Origin of the sequence: Pinibacter aurantiacus, assembly GCF_019130065.1 — a bacterium.
Taxonomy (GTDB): Bacteria; Bacteroidota; Bacteroidia; order Chitinophagales; family Chitinophagaceae; genus Pinibacter; species Pinibacter aurantiacus.
In genome coordinates this window covers 404,795-423,890 of the sequence record NZ_JAHSPG010000002.1, presented here as the reverse complement: position 1 = coordinate 423,890, position 19,096 = coordinate 404,795, and the positions used below count along the sequence as shown (strand labels likewise).

Here is a 19,096-nt window from a genome sequence, read left to right as displayed (position 1 = left end):
CAAGAAATATGAAACTCAAATACCCAACCATTCAGTTATTCAGTTACTCAGTTATTCGATCAGTCTCTGTCAAACCTCAATCTCATTCCCTTATTAGATTCATCCCACACACCATTTCCATACACAAGATTTCCATTTACAAAAGTATGCGTGATGGAGGCTGGGAAAGTAAAGTCTTCGAGCGGGCTCCAGCCACATTTGTAAAGAATATTTGACTTGTTTACAGTGGTGGGCGCATTCATGTCTACGATAACGAGGTCGGCAAAATAACCTTCGCGAATGTAGCCTCTGTTCTCAATCTGGAAACATTCCGCTACCGCATGGCTCATTTTTTCTACCACTTTTTCAATTGAAATTTTTCCCTGCTTTACATAATGCAGCATTAAAGAAAGCGAATGTTGTACCAGCGGTAATCCCGCATGCGCTTTCTCGTAAGGTTCATTTTTTTCGGCCCATGTGTGTGGCGCATGGTCGGTGGCAATAATGTCCAGTCTGTCATCCAGCATCGCTTGCCAAAGTGCTTCTTTGTTGAACGGCGCTTTAATGGCAGGATTGCATTTTATAAGATTTCCGAGGCGTGCATAGTCATCGCTTGTAAAGTGCAGGTGATGCACGCATACCTCTGTAGTGATCCTTTTATCTTTCAAAGGGATCATGTTGGTAAACAACTGCAATTCTTTTGCCGTGCTTATGTGCAGAATGTGCAGACGGTTATTATGTTTCTTTGCCAGCTGAACGGCAGCAAATGAAGATTCAAAACAGTTTATATCATCCCTGATAATCGGGTGATCAGCGGCTGTGAGCGGGCGGTTTTCTGCCTTAACACGTTCCAGGTTTTCGCGAATGATTCTTTCGTTTTCGCAATGCGTGGCGATCAGCACTTCGCTTTCACTAAAAATTTTGTCGAGCGTGAGATAGTTGTCTACCAGCATATTTCCGGTAGAAGAGCCCATGAAGATCTTTATACCGCAAACATCTTTTCTCTTGTCATTTGTTTTTAAAACCTCATCGCTGTTGTCATTGCCCGTACCCATGAAGAACGAATAGTTGGCCAGCGAGGTGTTTGCCCCGATGGTATATTTTTCTTCCAGCAATTCCTGCGTTAATGCATTGGGAATGGTGTTGGGCATTTCCATAAACGAAGTTACACCACCGGCAACGGCTGCTTTCGACTCTGTATAAATGTTAGCCTTATGCGTTAAGCCGGGTTCGCGAAAATGCACCTGGTCGTCGATTACGCCGGGCAATAGAAATTTATTTTCACCGTTTATTTCCGTAACCGAGCCGTTGGTATTAATATTGCTTCCTATTTTTTCTATCCGGCCATTGTTGATCAATACATCTCCCGGCAAAGATTTACCGTCATTAACGATAGTAATATTTTTAATCAGGAATTTTTGCATATTTTAAAAAAATAAATATTTATATAATCGTACCAGCATGCAATTTATAAAAACACTTTTTAGGGCTATGATAATTCTTAGCCCTTCGATTGCGATTGCCCAGTCCAGTTTGCTGCCGCAGCAGACAAAATACCAGCAAATGCTCGACAGGCTGGAGATTAAGGCTCAAAAAGATTCGGTGCTCAACTTTTCATTTGTGAAGCCGCAAAACAGAAAAATGCTGGTGGAGAGAGCCGAACTGTTGTTGAAAACCGACTCACTGGATGGCAATTTAAAATTATCCAATGTGGACAGGGCCAATCTTCAAAGCTTTTTTGCCAATAACATCGAATGGGTAAGCGGCGACAAATCTGCTTACAATAGCAAACATCCTATCTGGAACACGATCTATAAAACAAAGGCAAATTTCTTCCAGGTTGACACTAAAGACTTCTTTCTTGCGATAAATCCTGTGTTGCAGTTTCAAATCTCGAAAGAAAAAGACAATAACGAAAGCCTTTTCCTTAACACACGCGGACTAAGTGGCCGTGGTTTGATCGCTAAAAAGATCGGCTTCGATTTTTATCTTACCGACAACCAGGAACGCACTCCGGGTTTTGTGCAAAAATGGGTTGACAGTTTCCACGCAGTGCCGGGAGCAGGTTTTTACAAGCCATTTAAAACAACGGCTTACGACTACTTCGACGGGCGGGGTTCTATTTACTTCAACGTTACAAAATACATTAATGTACAATTCGGCTTTGATAAAAACTTCTACGGAAATGGCTACAGAAGTCTTTTCCTGAGCGACTTTTCAAACAACTATCTTTTCCTGAAATTAAGCACAAGGATTTGGAAGCTTAATTACGAGATGCTGGTTAATGAGCTTGTGCCGCAAGACAAAAACATTACAGCAGGGAATACAGTTGTAGACAAAAAATACTCTACCATACATCGATTGAGCATGAATGTTACAAAATGGCTGAACGTTGGCCTTTTTGATAATGTGGTGTATGGCCGTACCAATAGCATTGAACTTGCTTACCTGAATCCAATTATTTTCCTGCGTCCGGCGGAGTCGAACAATGGTAGTGGCGATAACTCAATGATTGGCATTGACCTTAAAGCAAACGTGGCTAAAAAACTACAATTCTATTCACAGATCATGCTGGATGAGTTTGTGCTGAGCCATGTAAAGGACCAGGATGGCTGGTGGGGCAACAAATATGGCATTCAGGCCGGTATGAAATACATTGATGCGTTTGGCATTAAAAATCTTGATATCCAGGGTGAGATCAATGCTGTTCGTCCTTACACTTATTCTCACTATGATTCAGTGGCCAACTGGACGCACTACAACCAACCGCTGGCGCATCCATTCGGGGCCAATTTTGTAGAAGGCATCGGCATTATCCGTTACCAGCCTTTGAGAAAACTCTCTATCCAGGCTAAACTGATTGCATGGAGACAAGGTTTGGATTCTTCGGGCACCAACTACGGTGGAAACGTTTTCAAAGATTACAATACACGTCCGGGCGATTTTGGGTTCAATATTGGAAGCGGTGCAAAAGGAACCGGTGTAAATGGTTCGCTGTGGGTTGGGTACGAAGTGTTGGAAAACCTGTTTGTCGACGGAACTTTTATGTACAGAAAATTAAGTGTTCCGAGTTATTCGAGTTATAATAACAACAGCACGATGTTTACGCTGGGGCTGCGGTTGAATATGTTCAGAAGGGAATACGACTATTAGTCTACGATGTATGAAATGTTTATACTTCAATGTCGCCACAGCTTGTGGTGACATTTTTTTGTGCCATGGTTCGTGTCTCCACGAACCGCGAAAGCTGAATAGTGGTTCGTGGAGACACGAACCAAGGCGTTAGGAATACGACTACTAATACTAAGTAAAAAATCAAAAGTAAAAAGTAAAAAGCGCGGCGATGCCGCAACAAAGCTTTTTACTTTTTACTTTTGATTTTTTATTTAACACTGATTAAACATGCGTCTCTTATTGCTCAGCAACTCCACCAATGCCGGAGAACAATATCTTGAATATCCAAAAAAATACATTGCTGACTTCTTGCAAAAAAGCAATGTAACCGAAGTTGTTTTTATTCCTTTTGCTGCCGTTACTTTTTCTTATGATGAGTATGAAAGCAAGGTACAGGAACGCTTTGCAGAATTTAACGTAACGGTAAAGTCCATTCATAAAGCGGCAGATCCGCTGCAGGCTATAAACAATGCCCAGGCAATTGTAACCGGCGGTGGAAATACTTTTCATTTATTAAAAAATTTACAGGACTTGAACCTTGTCGAGGCTATTCGTGACAAGGTTTTGAACGGGACTCCTTATGTTGGCTGGAGCGCGGGAAGCAACATCGCTGCGCCTACCATTTGCACAACGAACGATATGCCGATTGTGCAACCGCAAAGTTTCAACGCACTTAATCTTATTCCGTTCCAGATTAACCCTCACTATTTGGATGCACACCCGGAGCATCACGCAGGTGAAACACGCGAACAGCGGTTGCTGGAGTATATTGAAGCAAACAAAAACATGTATGTAACGGGGCTTCGCGAAGGATGTATGTTTTTAGTAGAAAACAAAAGTATTTCTTTAGTAGGAAGCAGAACGCTAAGGCTGTTCAAATACGGGCAGGAAATAAAAGAATTGGAGGCGACTGATGATTTTGGTTTTTTGCTGAAGTAGCAAGTCTCGCATCTGCACTCGTCATTGCGAGACCGGCAGAGCGTGATAATTCAACAACAAAAAGAGTGTAACACTACGGAGACCGGGTGAAGCAATCTCATGCGCACGGGGATTGCTTCGCCCGCACGCTGATTTTTTAACTTTGCTCTTGTGGTGCAAGCAATGGTTCACCGCAGGGCTCGCAATGACGTCGTCGATAATACTAGTTCCATGCCTTGTTAATCAACATGCCATCTTAAAAAGTGCAACACCTTTTACTTACTTTAGTTAAACCATGCTCCAAAAGTCAACCATACAACTGCTCCGGTTTCATTTTTCTATTTTTTTATTGCCCGTTTTCCTGTTTGCGGTAAGCCAGGTCCCCCAAATAAATCTATGGCATACTTTTTTTGTTTTTTTAATACTCCATGTTCTGGTTTATCCATCCAGTAATGGCTACAATTCCTACATGGACAGAGATGAATCTGCCATTGGCGGTCTTTCCAAACCTATGATGCCCACCAAAGAGTTGTTCTACCTTACCGTTATTATGGATGCAGTAGCTGTTGTTGCAGGAACAATCGTTATTGATCTAACTTTTGGCATTGGTTCGTTGTTATATATTCTGGCATCAAGAGCATACAGCTATCGTGGTATCAGGCTCAAAAAATATCCTGTAATTGGTTATTTGACGGTTATTATCTTCCAGGGTGGTTTCGTTTTTGCATTGGTATATTATGGTTGTAGCGTTGAAAGATCTTTGGATATTCCGCTGGTATGTATGCTGGCCTCTTCGTTTTTGATCGGAGGTTATTATCCGCTTACTCAAATTTACCAGTTTGAGGAAGATGAAAAAGACGGAGTGAGGACCATTAGCATGTTACTGGGAAAAAGGGGCACGTTTATTTTTTGCAGTATAATATTTTCACTTGCAGCAACCTGCATCTGGTATTTATCGTATATACATGGAAACGACAAGATCCTGTATCTGTTTCTTACCATCATGACACCGGTTCTTGTCTATTTTTTGTGGTGGATGAATGCCGTTTGGAAAAACCCTCAAAAGGCAGATTTTAAAAACAGCCTGCAAATGAATATCATTGCATCGGGCTGTACTTGTATTTACTTTATAACGCTTCTATTTTTAAGATAACCATTGAGCAAGATAATAAACATAGCAACGGCGGTTCCGCCACATAAGCACAGCCAGGAAGATATCCTGCAATTCATGCAATGTGTCTATGCACTGGATGCCGTAGGAAACCGCAAGCTGAAATTTCTATATCACCATAGCAACATAGACAGTCGATATTCAGTTATTCCTGATTACAGCAGGTCAGTACCCGATTGGCAGTTCTATCCTCAATCTGAAAACCTGGAGCCGTTTCCTTCACTTGAAATGCGTATGCAATGGTTTAACAAATTTGCTCCGGAATTGTCTGTAAATGCGATCAGGAATTGCCTCGAAGAAACATCGCTGGATAAAAACGACATTACGCATCTTATTACCGTAAGCTGTACGGGCATGAGTGCGCCGGGCCTTGACCTGCAGGTGATGGAACTACTTGATTTGCCCAATAATATATTTCGCACTTCCATAAATTTCATGGGTTGTTATGCAGCTATTCATGCTTTAAAACTTGCAAACGCCATTTGCCTTGCAGATGAGCAGGCAAAAGTAATGATCGTGTGTACGGAACTTTGCACGCTGCATTTTCAAAGAGAATCTGACCCCGACAATATTGCCGCCAGTTTGTTATTTGCCGATGGCGCGGCGGCTGTAATGGTTACGGGGAATAGCTACAGTGAAGAAGGGCTTTTGATTGACGGCTTTTACTCGGAAGTATTGTCAAAAGGCAAGAACGACATGAGTTGGGAGCTTTCTTCCAAAGGCTTTTTGATGACGCTGAGCGGTTATGTGCCCGAACTAATTGAAGAAGACTTTAATTCACTTGTGAGTCGTGCAATGGAACACTATAAATCTTCAAAAGCGCAGATCAACGAATGGTGCATACACCCTGGTGGCAAACGTATTCTGGAAGCAATTCATAAAAGCCTTGACTTGCCGGAAAATGCTTTGCAGGACAGTTACAATGTTTTGAAAGAATACGGTAATATGTCCTCGCCAACTATCCTGTTTGTGCTGAAAGACATTATGAAGAAAAGATTGCAAAACAGGGATGATTGCAAAATATTTGGCGCCGCCTTTGGGCCGGGGCTCACTATGGAAACGATGTTTCTGGAAAAGGAACGCAGATGTTCATGATTGTCATGATAGGTCAAGATCTTTTGATTTGAGATTTGACATTTGATATTGAAGAACTCCTCAGATCTTAAATCTCAAATCATTAAAAATCATGACAACCATGACAATCTGCGTTCTTTCTAAATCAAAATGATGAATTTTTCGCAACGCTCATATACCCCGGAACTCCTCGATCGTGATGATATTCCTTTCAACGATATCAAACGCAATATGCAGGAGCTTGATTTTATCAACACCTGGTTGGGCGGCCATGGCATTACACTCGACGGAATAAAGGAATTGTTACAAACACAAAAACTTGAAAGGGTTATCATTTGTGAGATTGGCTGTGGTGGTGGTGACAATCTTTACGCCGTAAATAAATGGTGCGAAAAAAATAACGTTGCCGCGTTTTTTATCGGCATCGACATTAATGAACATTGCATCGAGTATGCGAGGGAAAAAAACCCTTCATTAAACTGCGAGTGGATAAGGTCTGACTACGCGAAAGTGATGTTTACTCAAAAACCGCACATTATTTTTTCTTCCCTTTTTTGTCACCACTTTTTAGAAGAGCAATTGCAAAAAATGTTTCAATGGATGCATGACAATAGCTCTCTCGGTTTTTTTGTAAATGACCTCCATCGTAACAGACTGGCTTACTATTCTATAAAAATGCTGACGGTTATTTTTTCGCGATCCTACCTTGTGAAAAATGATGCGCCGCTTTCAGTATTGCGTGGCTTCTCGAAAAGTGAATTGAAAACGATATTGTCAGGCGCCTCTCTTCATAGACATTCTATTAAATGGAAATGGGCATTTCGATGGCTGATAATTGTAAAACGATGACATGAAAAATGACGTCTGTGGAAACTAGTCAAACAAATACTACAACATACGATATTGCGATCGTTGGCGGCGGCCTTGCCGGTTTATCGCTTTCCATACAGGCCGCAAGGGCCGGGTATAAGGTCATTTTATTTGAAAAAGAAACCTATCCTTTTCACCGGGTGTGCGGAGAATACATAAGCCTCGAAAGCTGGCCATTTTTGGAATCGCTGGGTTTGCGGCTCAAGGAAATGGATTTGCCCATTATAAAAAAACTCATCGTCACCTCGCCGGATGGACGCAGTATTGAAGAGCCCCTACCGCTGGGTGGCTTTGGTATCAGCCGTTACGCTATCGATTTTGAATTGTCAAAACTTGCCCGGGAGGCAGGCGTTCTCTTACTGGAAAATACCAAGGTGACGGATGTTGTTTTTGAAAACGGAAGCTTTTGCGTGAAATACAACAATGAAGAGTTATTGTGTCAAATGGCTGTTGGCTCGTATGGCAAGCGTAGCAATCTTGATGTAAAATGGAAGCGTCCGTTCATTCGACAAAAACCCAACAAGCTCAATAATTATATAGGCGTCAAGTATCACATTGAAACGGATTTTCCTGCAGATACCATTGCATTGCACAATTACAAAAATGGTTATTGCGGTATGTCGCGGGTGGAGGGCAATAAATACTGTTTGTGTTACTTAACCACGGCTGCGAACTTGCAGGAGAATGATAATTCATTTGGAAAACTCGAACAGAATGTCTTGTTCGAGAACCCTTACCTAAAGCAGATCTTCAGCACTTCTAGATTTCTATTTTCATCACCGGTTACCATTTCACAAATCTCGTTTGAAAAAAAATCGCTCATTGAAAATCATGTTTTCATGGTTGGTGATGCGTGTGGGATGATTACACCACTTTGCGGCAATGGCATGAGCATGGCACTTCATGCAAGCAAAACTGCATTTGAAAATATTGATCAATTTTTGCAAGGCAAAATAAGCCGCGACCGCATGGAGAGACAATACATCGGCACGTGGAACAAACATTTTTCAACTCGCCTTAAAACGGGGCGCTTCATACAAAGCATGTTTGGCAAGGAATGGATGACGAATGCATTTATCAGGACCATCAAGCCGTTTCCAAAATTTATTGGATATTTGATCCGCCAAACCCATGGCAAACCCTATTAACCGAAGTGATAACCCGTATCTAAACGTATGAAATTTAGCAAATTAGTGTGCCTTGTATTGCTTTTTACATGCATTAACAAGGCTTTTTCCCAGGATGGCAACCTATATCTTTTCAATGAAAAATGGGAGCAGGCTACAGATCTTAAAAAAGCCAAATATTTACTCGAACTAAGAAAGGTGAACGATAGCAGCTGGCAGGGCTGGTATTATAATTTTTCCGGACCCTTGTTGCGAATTGAGTCATATAAAAATATCGAAACACAGGCATTGGACGGAGAATGTACCATTTTTAAACCAAACGGATACATTGATTCCGTAAGCAACTACAAGAATGGCGTTCTGGATGGAAGTACGTTATGCTTTAGCGATTCCAACCAATGCATAAAAGAAGTAATTTTCTCCAACGGTAAGATCGTTAAAGAGCTAAGCCAGGCAGAGCGGGCAGCGGGTATTAAAACGACAAATACCAGCAAAGAAAGTATTGAAATAGAATCGTCGTTTCCGGGCGGTACAAGTGCCTGGGGAAAATATTTGTCAAAAAACCTGAAGTACCCCGAAAGAGCTTTTAATCATGACTTCCAGGGGAATGTTGTTCTTCAGTTTATTGTTTTGGAAGATGGATCGCTAACTGATATTGAAATTTACCACTCGGTTGAATACTCGCTCGATAAAGAAGCGTTACGTATGCTACAGAAATCTCCCAAATGGCAACCCGGCCAAAAGAACGGAGTGAACGTTAAAACCTATAAACGACAACCCATCACTTTCAGGCTACAATAAAACAAATTTTCATTAATTTTTGAAAATTCAGAAAGTATATTCTATCTTTACTTTATGAAACTTTCAGAAGCTAAACAGCAATTCATCGCATCTTGGGGAGCCTTTGGCACACATTGGGGCATTAACCGTACTATGGCGCAAGTGCATGCATTGTTGCTTATCAGTCCTGATCCTTTAACGCAGGATGATGTGATGGAGCAGCTCTCCGTGAGCCGTGGCAATGCAAATATGAACATTCGTGAACTGATAGATTGGGGGCTTGTGGACCGCGTAATTGTTCCGGGCGAGCGTAAGGAATATTTTACTGCCGAAAAAGATATCTGGAAAGTAGCTACGCAAATTATAAAGGAGAGAAAGAAACGTGAGCTGGATCCAATGATGAAACTGATCAATCAATTATCAACTGTAGAAGGCGATAAAAAAGATAAAGAAACGAAGGCTTTTCTCGATACCATCAATGGTATTAAAAAGTTTGGCGAACAAGCCGACAAGACGTTGGATACGATGATCAAGAGTGAAGAGAGCTGGTTTTTGAGTACAATGCTGAAGATGTTTAAGTGAGAGGCGAATTAATAATTAATAAAGAATAATTAATAGGAGGAGCCTCCAATAGATCTGACAGGTTTTACAAGATTCGTGAATAAAAGCAAGAAGTCGCGTAAACCTGTCAGGTCTTTATAAAAAGCTGTTTTAAAACGGCTTTTTTAATACCCCGTCATTTCATTTTTTTCTGAAAGTTCAAAACATACAGACATGAAAAACAAAAAGATCATTATCGCAGGCGGAACTGGATTTATTGGTCAGCGGTTGGCGAGATATTTCTGCGAAAACAATCGCATTGTTATTCTTACAAGGCAATTGCCGGATCAGCAAAACAATGCTTATCAATCGTCGCTTATTCACCACTCGAATATTGAGTATGTAAAATGGGACGGAAAGAATCTTGGCACATGGGCGCTGTCATTCATGAATGCAGATGTGGTGATTAACCTTGCCGGTAAATCTGTTAACTGCCGCTACAACGAAAAAAATAAAAAGGAAATTTTTGATAGCCGTACCAATGCAACAAAAGCGATAGGCGAAGCGATCCGTACCATCAGCAATCCCCCTACACTCTGGATCAATGCAGCTTCTGCCACCATTTACCGCCACGCCGAAGACAGGCCGCAGGACGAGTACACCGGTGAACATCACAATGATTTTTCTGTGCAGGTTTGCAAACTTTGGGAGAAAAACTTCTACGAAGAAACCACTCCTCAAACCCGCAAAGTAGCGCTCCGCATGGCGATCACACTCGGCGATGGCGGCGTAATGGTTCCTTACTTTAATCTTTTAAAATTTGGATTGGGTGGTCATCAGGGAAGTGGCAGGCAAATGTACAGCTGGGTTCATATTGAAGACGTTTGCCGATCCATTGATTGGATATACAATCATCCTGAAATGAATGGCACTTACAACATCAGCTCTCCGTTTCCTGTTCGGAATAATGAATTTATGAAAACACTTCGCAAAGTGAGTGGACATGTAATCGGCCTTCCTGCTTTCAAATGGATGCTTTACATCGGCACAAAACTCATCGGTACGGAAGCAGAACTGATCTTAAAAAGCCGTTGGGTAGTTCCTACAAGGATGCTTGAAAGCGGCTTTGTATTCAAGTATGCGGAATTGGGCCCCGCTATGGAGAGCATTGTGCAGAGTGTGCCGAGAAGGTGGTATCATTTGTTCTGAGATTCAAACTTTGTGTGTTAATGTCCTACGGACAATTTTGTACATGTTACTATATTTTCTATTGATATAAATGCCCTACGGGCAACCCTTCCGCGTAGCGGAATAATATTAATAGAAATAAGCATAGACGGACTACATTGCCCGTAGGGCATTAACATGGTAACTAAACGACATAGAGTTAATAAAACCCCTAACCTGAAAATTCCTAACCCAACACCATGACACATTCAGAAATACTTCAAAAAGTTGACTGGAAAGATTTGAGAAAACTTTCAACGAAAGAAATGTTGATTGAAAACAACCTGACCATCCCATGGTTTTTCGCTTCTTGCGCTCTGGCATATTATCACTACTATGTTTTGGCTCTTCCATTCTCAGCTTTCTTTTTCCTCACTTCTTTACGCCAGGTGCACAACGGTTTTCACAATTCACTTGGCACCAATAAATTTCTTACATGGTTTTCACTGTTCTCCAATAGCATTCTAATGATTGTATCCATTCACGCGGTAAAATTCAATCACTTGAGGCACCATAAATATTGCCTTTCGGAGAAAGACCAGGAAGGCAAGTCTGCACATATGAGTTGGTTCGGCGCCATTTTTTATGGGCCGGTGCATATGTTTCTTATACACCAAATCACTTTAAAAGAAGGCAATAGAAACTATAAAAAGAATGTGCTTGCTGAGCTTGCGGCCGTGATTGTCTTCGCTTCCGCCGTGTTTTATTTTCAGATCCATTTTCTCATTTACCACATCGTGGTTATGGTCATCGGTGAATTTTTAATGGCTTTCTTTGCTGTGTGGACCGTTCACCATGATACTGAGGAAAATCCTTCAATGGCAAGAACACAAAGGAGTGAATGGAAAAACAGATTAACCTTTGGCATGTTCTATCATCTTGAACATCATTTGTTTCCCGCAGTCCCTACCATCAAATTACCCGAACTGGCGAAAAGAATAGATGAAGCAATCCCCGACCTTCAAAAAAAGAAGACTTTCTAAATATGCCAGCGAACTGGCCTGGACCTAAAACATTGACAAACCTGTCAGGTCTGGAATTTTTAATAAATTTATGGTATGAAAAAGAAGACACTAGTTTTAGGGGCATCAGACAATCCGGCACGTTACAGCAACCTCGCCATCAATAGCTTGAAACAGCACGGGCATCCTGTTGTAGCTATAGGCCGCAGAGACACCAGCATAGCGGGAATAGATGTTACCAAAGACAAAAAGGAATTTGAGGATGTAGATACTGTTACTCTTTACCTGAACGAAACACATCAAAAGGAATACTACGATTATATATTATCGTTGAAGCCTAAACGCATCATCTTCAACCCGGGCACTGAAAATACTGAGCTGGAAAAACTGGCGGAGGATAACAACATTAAAACTCAGGAAGCGTGTACACTGGTTTTGCTGAGCACCGGCCAGTACTAGTGGGCACGCAGATGACGCTGATTTGACTGATTTACACTGATTTTTTTGCGGTCGAATATTTCTTACAGATTTCGATTCTCTTCTTGTGCTTTTCCGTTGGCTAAAGCCGAACGGCAATGAATTAGGTTGGCCTTACCGTTAGTGATATGGACTTCCTCGTTGAAAAAGTTATCAACTATGCGCAATGCCCGACCTCCAGCATTCTTAATTCTTAATTCCTAATTCTTAATTGACTTCGCTAATTTTTTCCACATCAAAACAATATTCCCCAGAAACCACCGTTTGTGATAAATAATCATTGCCTCCGGGCAAGTCACCGTACCCTTTAGAGATCGTTTAAAATCCAAAAATTCAATTCCATGAAAGCCGTGCTTTTCAACGGGGGTATAGTGTTATGTCTAGCCCTTTCACTTAATGGTTTTTCTCAGCAACGCAAGATTGCTGAAAACACTACTTCGCCGCAGCCTTTACTGTTCAAAAACTTACAGACGAAAACCAATTGTTCACTGTCGGTTATTGACAAATCTTTTAACTACAACAAAGGCAGACAAATCATTTTAAACATCGACAGCAATCTTACCATTGCGGGAGAGGTTCTTGAAAAATCTCAGCCGGATCCGCAGGTGGAAACGATCAATGTTCGTTGCACAAACTACAACAACGCACTTCTCACGCTTTCACGAATAAAGCAGGAAAATGGCTCCGTTTCGTATACTGGCATTATGCATAACCGTGCATCTGGTGATGTATTGTTGCTTGTAAATGAGAATGGTCGCTACTTTTTCAAAAAACAACAGCGTTCGTTGGTCATTGCAGATTGTCCATTACCCGAATAGATTTTCCCTGTTATATATGTTCTATTAGCGTTTAATCCGTACCCTCTTAGAAAACTTGAAGTGTTTATTTCGAATATCCAATGTTTATGAAAGTCCTATTACGTGTCCTATGCATAGCCATCATTGCTATGTACGCACCAAAACTAATTGCCCAGGTACCTATACTGAGCAGCTATCCGTCTGCAAAGGCGACCGTTTATCTCGACTTTGATGGTCAATACGTTACCGGCACCAGCTGGAACTGGGATGGACCGATTGATGCTCAGCCATCTGGCCTTACAACTGCCCAGATCACTGAGATCTTCAATCGCATTTCTGAAGACTATCGTCCGTTCAACCTCAACATTACAACAGATTCCACAGTGTTTGCGAAAGCTCCTGTAACACAGCGCATAAGAGTGATCTTTACCCCTACCAGTTCCTGGTATGGTTCTGCGGGCGGTGTATCTTTTGTAGGATCTTTTGCATGGGGAAATGGAACGCCTTCCTTTGTTTTCAACAAACTGCTCAATAACGTTACCAAGTATGTAGCAGAATCGGCAGCGCATGAAATAGGCCACACGCTTGGCTTACAGCACCAAAGCACTTATGATGTAAACGGCAACAAAACGGCTGAATACAACGGTGGCCAAGGCACCGGTGAAATTGGATGGGCCCCTATTATGGGTGTAGGATATTACAAGAACCAAACTACCTGGCACAAAGGCCCCAATACAGAAAACGCACTCAATATTCAAAGCGACCTCGATATCATTTCAGGAAGCGCTAACAATTTTGGCTACAGAACCGACGATGTTGGTAACACTATGGCCAAAAGCACTGTGGTAAATACGCCGGATCTTGGTTTTACTGCCTCCGGCCTTATCAATTCTGCAGTGGATGTTGACGTTTTTAAAATAACTTTTCTAAAAAAGAATCGCTTCAGTCTTTCAGCCATTCCACAAAATGTTGGCGCAAATGACGAAGGAGCAAATATTGATATTAAAGTTGCTTTGCTTAACGGCAACGGCGATACACTTAACAGGTACAACCCTTCGATGTTGCTAAACGCAGGTATCGACACTACCTTAAATGCCGGTACGTATTACCTTGCAGTAGATGGTGTTAGCAACATAAACCACTCAGAATATGGAAGCCTCGGCTACTATACTTTAACTGCAAAATCTTCGCTGGCAACACTTCCGCTACATAACCTGCAGCTAAAAGGCAACAGCAATAACGGCACGAATCAGTTTACATGGACATACGAAGCGGATGAGCCGGTGAGTGTCTTAGCCATGGAAAGTTCTACCGATGGTGCAAATTTCACGCAGCTTACGGATCTGTCAACAAGTGCAAGATCATACTCTTACAAACCACTAACGAATGGCACTTTGATGTACAGAATAAAAGCCATTACCGCCAACGAACAGAAAACGTATTACTCGAATGTTGTGAGCATTAAACAAGATGGAAACAATGAAGGCCTGAAAATATGGTCAAACTTGGTGACAAACACCCTGAAAGTGACCAGCAGCAAGGCCTACAACTACCAGGTTGTTGACATGGCGGGTCGCGTGATCGCGAGGGGCATAACGCCAACAGGCACTGCGAATATTCAATTGCCGTCAACTGCAACGGGTATGCTATTTTTCACCTGGAACGATGGAACATCGCAGCAAAGCGAGAAATTAATCAAACAATAACATAATAAGTTTTTGTTATACAATGAGTTTTTCGGTAAATTCGGAAAACTCATTTTTTATGATCTGGAGAAAGTTTAATGGTGACACTATTGAGCTACCCATAACGCAGGCTGTGGAAACGGCCATCAAGCGTGAAGTTGAACGTGGGTTTAGATTGAAAGTGTGCATCGGTACAGATTCGCAGGTAAAAGGTATCGAAACTGAATTTGCAACTGTTATTGTTTTCCTGCGTGAAGGACATGGAGGTTTCATGTTCATTCACAACGATAAAACAAAACAGAAATTCAGTATTAAAGAACGTATGCTGGTAGAGGTTGCAAAGAGTATTGAAATCGCTTACGAGCTTTGCGATCTGTTTACTGTGTACGATGTGGACATGGAAGTTCATGCCGATATCAACACCAATCCGCATTTTAAAAGCAACGATGCTTTAAAAGAAGCGATGGGTTACATTTTGGGTATGGGCTTTGCCTTTAAAGCCAAGCCGGAAGCCTTTGCCAGCAGCAGCTGCGCAAATAAAGTGGTGAACTAAAACCGGCACACTCTCTCTACAATTTCGCACTCCTCTAAAGTTGTGTTACACACAGCTCAGGTCATTATCTCCCCTATACTTAGCAATTAATAATTAATAATTAGTAATTAATAGTTCAACACCTTAAGGTTTTGTGCTTTCATTTGTATTGCAACACCGGAAATAAGAGATCGCAGCTGACACAAAAAAACAAAGCAGCAATCTATAAAGACTGCTGCCTTATTAATTATTCATTATTAATTATTAATTACATCCCTACTTATAATAAATATAAATCTTCGCCTTAGGATTAGCATTAATTTTCACCGGAAGCTTGCTTTCTTTGAAAGCTGGTGTTTTAAAACGTGTTGCCGCAACTTTCGCGGTTCCATGTACAAGGACATCTTCTGGAATGGCGGAATATTTTCTTTCAATGGCGGTGTCCGGGCTCATTATGTGTGCATTAAAATCCGTTGCCACATTTGGTGATATATCGTAAATGTAAAGAACCAGGTAACTTTTACTGGGATAGATGTAGAAGGATGCGCCGTTGGTAGCGTTGAAATTTATCAATGACTTGTAGCCATTCTTTACCGCCCTGTCTTTTGCGGCTTTAGCCACCTCCTTTGAATCTTTTTCATAGGTTGGGGACTGCGCAAAGGCAAAGGATACATTAAAAAGTAAGAAAAATAAAAGGAGTCGTTGTTTCATAACGTAGAGTTTTTCAATACTCTGAAACAAGCAAACTCATCAAAAGTTTATCCGAAACGCTCTTTTTTGGGAAAAAAGCGGCTATTCGTAAAATCTTTCGTTCACTTCTCCAATGTAAGTAAGAATCTTATCGCGACCGTGGGTTTTTACCGAGCTACTCACAAAATGCTGAGGCAGGAACTGCCAGGTTTCGCGCATTTTGTTCAAAAAATCCTTTACATTTTTAGCCACAACCGCTTGCGTTTCTTTATCTGATTTTGTAAATATTAAAGAGAAAGGAACATCCCATTTTGCCAATTGTTGCAGAAATTCAAGATCAATTTTTTGCGGGCTGTGGCGGCTGTCTATCAGCACAAAAACGTTTGCCAGATTTTCTCTTTTGCGAAGATAATTTTCTATCATTTGCTCCCATCTGCGGCGGCTGCTTTGCGAAACTTTGGCAAAGCCATATCCCGGCAGATCCACAATGTACCACGGTGCCGGTTTTTTGTCCCATTCGTTTTTAACACTAAGAACGTTAAAGTGATTGATCATTTGCGTTTTCCCCGGAGATCCAGATGTTTTTGCCAGCTTCTGATTATTGCAAAGCATATTAATGAGCGAAGATTTGCCCACATTGCTTCTTCCGATAAATGCATACTCCGGCCTGTCCGGCGCAGGACATTTCTCGTAGTCAGGACTCGATATGAGGTAACTGGCAGTTTTAATAAGCATGTGCAAGGATAATTAATAATTAATAATTAATAAAGAATAGGGCGACATTCTTGAGAAAATGCACCTTCCAAGCTATTTCAAGCTTGCAAGAACTCCCAAAAAAGGAAGCGGCACTCAGTCATGAATGCCGCCCCATTAATTTTTAATTATTAATTATTAATTATTAATTGAGATACTTCGTTATCTCCTCACTCATCGGCTTCACTTTGCTTGGAAAAACCGTCACCAGTTTTCCATTTTCGTCAATGAGGAATTTTGTAAAGTTCCATTTAACAGGATCTTCAATGCCTAATTTTTTAGCTTCTTCATTCAGGTATTTATACAAAGGATGGATGTCATCGCCTTTTACAGAAATTTTTTCTGCCATAGGAAAACTTACACCATAATTCTTTTTGCAAAACTCCTGTATCTCAGAATTGGAGCCCGGTTCCTGCTGATTAAAATTGTTTGCAGGAAAACCGATGACAACTAATTTGTCCTTGTATTTTTCATACAATTTTTCAAGCTCATCATATTGCGGAGTGTAACCGCATTTAGATGCCGTGTTTACAATGAGAATCTTTTTTCCTTTATAAGAAGCAAGGTCTATAGTGCCATTGCCATCCAGTGCAGGAACTTTAAAATCATAAATGCCAATTGCAGTTGTAAGTATTACTGCCAGCAACAAAGTTTTAAGCATACGTGTATTTTTAAAAGTGGTTTACAAAGTTCTATTTCAAGTGAAAAGTAAAAAAGCAAAATTCAAAAAGTTTCAAATTCCGTCAAACTAACTATTTGTTAACTTACTGATATCAGCGTCCATCAATTTTGCCTCTCAGTTATTAAAGATCCATAAGCATAGAAGCACTTAAAGTTTTTGACTTTTGACTTAACGCACTCTACTGGCGCTCGTACGACCCGAGATCCGGCGTATTCACGCTTCTTGGGTTTCCGTCCAAATCATAGGCCAAAGTTGTGGGTACGCCTTTGTTAACAGCAGGGGAAATTTCTTTCAACCTAAAGTTATAGAAATGTTTGGTAGCATCGATGCTGTCAAATGCAGGCGGTTGATTAAATACATTGGTGGCAGTTACGTTTTGCGGCGTGGTGGTAACTTTCCAGAGACAGCTGGTAAAATTTACAGCAAATGGATTACTGCCTGTTTTATTCACAATAACCTCATCTGTAATACTGCCGCCTTCGCTCCAGATGATACAGTTTACAAACGAAGCACTCAAAGAGCTTGTCTGCGTAGTTCCATCCTGTGAATAAGCGTCACTTAACCAAACGTCAGCGCTCAAATGTGGTACATAACTATTCGAAATAGATGCGATAGTGCAGTGCGTGAATTTATAATCACCACCATATTGTACAAAAACATTTTTCCCGCAATTGCTTATCAGGCAATTGCTTGCAGTCAAAGAACTTTTTGTGGCAATGATGCCGGCGTCGGAAATGTTATCAATAATGCATTGGTCAAGCGATACGTTGGGTACAACAACATTATTTGGCTGCTGCATAATTATTCCCTGGTAAGCATTCCTTATCGTAGCATATTGCAGCGCATTACTCTTACTCGTTTGTCTGAAAAAAATGCCCGGCCAACTCCCCGGATAGTCCCTGTAAGGATCATCCAATCTGTCGCCCGCAAATACAACCCTCATGCTGTCATATTTTTCACCCGTTACTTTTAATGTGCCGTCGATGAGTATTGGTGCGTCTGCATGTGCATAAACACGACACCCTTTTCCAATGCTTAGCATTGCATTTTCCTTTACCTGCAATCCGCCGAGTATAACATACGGAAGATCGTTCGTCCAGGTTGTGTTGACATCAATAATTTTATTTTTAAGAAAGTGTGCATTTTGTCCCCAAGCGCTCAACTTCACGTATCTCTTATTACCATTATAAGTCAGCAAAATGCTATCTTCTACAATAAAGGGTAAATTATTTGCAGTAGGATTGATCGATGCAATTACAAAAACGTAAATGCTGTCTTTCGCTTCAATCTCAATGTCATTCATTTGCGGAACGGCAGCACCATCAATATTTATTTTAAACGGAGAAGCGAGACCGCCGGCAAGACTCACCGTTGTGAGTTTTAATTTTTGATCATTGTTGTTAATGATCTTTATTCCCTGTGTTACAGAACCGGCAGAAGTAAAAACGGTATCAAAATATAGTGAGTCGCTACTTAATATTATACTTGCTTCGGGGCTCGTTATAAAAGAATCCTTTTTGCACGCAAGCAATGCACACAGGAATGAAGTGATGATTATGGGAAATGGTTTGTTCATGAATTCAATTAATAATTAATAATTAAAAATTAATAGAGCTGCCTTCGTTATTGAATGAACTCCTCCTGTTTTCAAACATTTC

General features: G+C 41.1%; 19 protein-coding genes. 14 read left to right on the top strand and 5 right to left on the bottom strand.

What is annotated here, in order from left to right:
* Positions 1-59: 59 nt before the first annotated feature.
* Positions 60-1,403 carry a dihydroorotase gene (locus KTO63_RS05145; RefSeq protein ID WP_217790156.1) on the bottom strand — a complete coding sequence of 448 codons (1,344 nt, stop codon included), beginning with the start codon at positions 1,401-1,403 and terminating at the stop codon, positions 60-62.
* Positions 1,404-1,470: 67 nt separating this feature from the next.
* Between KTO63_RS05145 and KTO63_RS05140 the strand changes: the two genes are divergently transcribed.
* From KTO63_RS05140 to KTO63_RS05075, 14 genes are all read left to right on the top strand, one after another.
* Complete coding sequence (locus KTO63_RS05140) at positions 1,471-3,132, top strand: hypothetical protein (protein ID WP_232373030.1); 1,662 nt, start codon at positions 1,471-1,473, stop codon at positions 3,130-3,132.
* Between the two features lie 249 nt (positions 3,133-3,381).
* On the top strand, positions 3,382-4,092 hold the full coding sequence (gene pepE / locus KTO63_RS05135; RefSeq protein ID WP_217790154.1) for a dipeptidase PepE: 711 nt from the start codon (positions 3,382-3,384) through the stop codon (positions 4,090-4,092).
* 274 nt (positions 4,093-4,366) lie between these two features.
* Positions 4,367-5,224, top strand: a complete 858-nt coding sequence (locus tag KTO63_RS05130) for a UbiA family prenyltransferase (protein WP_232373029.1) — start codon at positions 4,367-4,369, stop codon at positions 5,222-5,224.
* Positions 5,225-5,227: 3 nt separating this feature from the next.
* Complete coding sequence (locus tag KTO63_RS05125; protein ID WP_217790153.1) at positions 5,228-6,337, top strand: type III polyketide synthase; 1,110 nt, start codon at positions 5,228-5,230, stop codon at positions 6,335-6,337.
* Between the two features lie 129 nt (positions 6,338-6,466).
* On the top strand, positions 6,467-7,165 hold the full coding sequence (locus tag KTO63_RS05120) for a methyltransferase domain-containing protein (protein ID WP_232373028.1): 699 nt from the start codon (positions 6,467-6,469) through the stop codon (positions 7,163-7,165).
* A gap of 17 nt (positions 7,166-7,182) precedes the next feature.
* On the top strand, positions 7,183-8,334 hold the full coding sequence (locus KTO63_RS05115) for an NAD(P)/FAD-dependent oxidoreductase (protein WP_317195739.1): 1,152 nt from the start codon (positions 7,183-7,185) through the stop codon (positions 8,332-8,334).
* Between the two features lie 27 nt (positions 8,335-8,361).
* Positions 8,362-9,114, top strand: a complete 753-nt coding sequence (locus KTO63_RS05110; RefSeq protein WP_217790151.1) for an energy transducer TonB — start codon at positions 8,362-8,364, stop codon at positions 9,112-9,114.
* Between the two features lie 54 nt (positions 9,115-9,168).
* Positions 9,169-9,675 carry a GbsR/MarR family transcriptional regulator gene (locus KTO63_RS05105; RefSeq protein ID WP_217790150.1) on the top strand — a complete coding sequence of 169 codons (507 nt, stop codon included), beginning with the start codon at positions 9,169-9,171 and terminating at the stop codon, positions 9,673-9,675.
* 192 nt (positions 9,676-9,867) lie between these two features.
* Positions 9,868-10,842 carry a TIGR01777 family oxidoreductase gene (locus KTO63_RS05100; RefSeq protein WP_217790149.1) on the top strand — a complete coding sequence of 325 codons (975 nt, stop codon included), beginning with the start codon at positions 9,868-9,870 and terminating at the stop codon, positions 10,840-10,842.
* 218 nt (positions 10,843-11,060) lie between these two features.
* Positions 11,061-11,843 (top strand): fatty acid desaturase family protein, encoded by a 783-nt coding sequence (locus tag KTO63_RS05095; protein WP_217790148.1) that lies wholly within the window; start codon positions 11,061-11,063, stop codon positions 11,841-11,843.
* 75 nt (positions 11,844-11,918) lie between these two features.
* Entirely contained in the window at positions 11,919-12,281 is a 363-nt protein-coding gene (locus tag KTO63_RS05090) for a CoA-binding protein (RefSeq protein ID WP_217790147.1), read from the top strand.
* 359 nt (positions 12,282-12,640) lie between these two features.
* Positions 12,641-13,117, top strand: a complete 477-nt coding sequence (locus tag KTO63_RS05085; RefSeq protein ID WP_217790146.1) for a hypothetical protein — start codon at positions 12,641-12,643, stop codon at positions 13,115-13,117.
* Positions 13,118-13,203: 86 nt separating this feature from the next.
* Positions 13,204-14,802 (top strand): T9SS type A sorting domain-containing protein, encoded by a 1,599-nt coding sequence (locus KTO63_RS05080; RefSeq protein WP_217790145.1) that lies wholly within the window; start codon positions 13,204-13,206, stop codon positions 14,800-14,802.
* Positions 14,803-14,860: 58 nt separating this feature from the next.
* The gene (locus KTO63_RS05075; RefSeq protein ID WP_217790144.1) at positions 14,861-15,334 is read left to right on the top strand and encodes a ribonuclease H-like YkuK family protein; all 474 of its coding nucleotides are present in this window, start codon (positions 14,861-14,863) and stop codon (positions 15,332-15,334) included.
* Between the two features lie 255 nt (positions 15,335-15,589).
* Here the strand turns inward: KTO63_RS05075 and KTO63_RS05070 are convergent, their stop codons facing one another.
* From KTO63_RS05070 to KTO63_RS05055, 4 genes are all read right to left on the bottom strand, one after another.
* Complete coding sequence (locus tag KTO63_RS05070) at positions 15,590-16,024, bottom strand: hypothetical protein (protein WP_217790143.1); 435 nt, start codon at positions 16,022-16,024, stop codon at positions 15,590-15,592.
* An 81-nt stretch (positions 16,025-16,105) separates the two neighbouring features.
* A complete protein-coding gene (yihA, locus tag KTO63_RS05065) occupies positions 16,106-16,738 on the bottom strand; it encodes a ribosome biogenesis GTP-binding protein YihA/YsxC (protein WP_217790142.1) in 633 nt (210 codons plus the stop codon).
* 163 nt (positions 16,739-16,901) lie between these two features.
* Positions 16,902-17,417, bottom strand: coding sequence for a glutathione peroxidase (locus KTO63_RS05060; protein WP_217790141.1), 516 nt, complete (start codon positions 17,415-17,417; stop codon positions 16,902-16,904).
* 199 nt (positions 17,418-17,616) lie between these two features.
* Complete coding sequence (locus tag KTO63_RS05055) at positions 17,617-19,014, bottom strand: choice-of-anchor Q domain-containing protein (protein WP_217790140.1); 1,398 nt, start codon at positions 19,012-19,014, stop codon at positions 17,617-17,619.
* Between the last annotated feature and the right edge of the window lie 82 nt (positions 19,015-19,096).

Coding starts and splice junctions, on each gene's coding strand:
- KTO63_RS05145 (WP_217790156.1), bottom strand. CDS start 1,403: ATGCAAAAATTCCTGATTAAAAATATTACTATCGTTAATGACGGTAAA.
- KTO63_RS05140 (WP_232373030.1), top strand. CDS start 1,471: ATGATAATTCTTAGCCCTTCGATTGCGATTGCCCAGTCCAGTTTGCTG.
- pepE (WP_217790154.1), top strand. CDS start 3,382: ATGCGTCTCTTATTGCTCAGCAACTCCACCAATGCCGGAGAACAATAT.
- KTO63_RS05130 (WP_232373029.1), top strand. CDS start 4,367: ATGCTCCAAAAGTCAACCATACAACTGCTCCGGTTTCATTTTTCTATT.
- KTO63_RS05120 (WP_232373028.1), top strand. CDS start 6,467: ATGATGAATTTTTCGCAACGCTCATATACCCCGGAACTCCTCGATCGT.
- KTO63_RS05110 (WP_217790151.1), top strand. CDS start 8,362: ATGAAATTTAGCAAATTAGTGTGCCTTGTATTGCTTTTTACATGCATT.
- KTO63_RS05105 (WP_217790150.1), top strand. CDS start 9,169: ATGAAACTTTCAGAAGCTAAACAGCAATTCATCGCATCTTGGGGAGCC.
- KTO63_RS05100 (WP_217790149.1), top strand. CDS start 9,868: ATGAAAAACAAAAAGATCATTATCGCAGGCGGAACTGGATTTATTGGT.
- KTO63_RS05095 (WP_217790148.1), top strand. CDS start 11,061: ATGACACATTCAGAAATACTTCAAAAAGTTGACTGGAAAGATTTGAGA.
- KTO63_RS05090 (WP_217790147.1), top strand. CDS start 11,919: ATGAAAAAGAAGACACTAGTTTTAGGGGCATCAGACAATCCGGCACGT.
- KTO63_RS05085 (WP_217790146.1), top strand. CDS start 12,641: ATGAAAGCCGTGCTTTTCAACGGGGGTATAGTGTTATGTCTAGCCCTT.
- KTO63_RS05080 (WP_217790145.1), top strand. CDS start 13,204: ATGAAAGTCCTATTACGTGTCCTATGCATAGCCATCATTGCTATGTAC.
- KTO63_RS05075 (WP_217790144.1), top strand. CDS start 14,861: ATGATCTGGAGAAAGTTTAATGGTGACACTATTGAGCTACCCATAACG.
- KTO63_RS05070 (WP_217790143.1), bottom strand. CDS start 16,024: ATGAAACAACGACTCCTTTTATTTTTCTTACTTTTTAATGTATCCTTT.
- yihA (WP_217790142.1), bottom strand. CDS start 16,738: ATGCTTATTAAAACTGCCAGTTACCTCATATCGAGTCCTGACTACGAG.
- KTO63_RS05060 (WP_217790141.1), bottom strand. CDS start 17,417: ATGCTTAAAACTTTGTTGCTGGCAGTAATACTTACAACTGCAATTGGC.
- KTO63_RS05055 (WP_217790140.1), bottom strand. CDS start 19,014: ATGAACAAACCATTTCCCATAATCATCACTTCATTCCTGTGTGCATTG.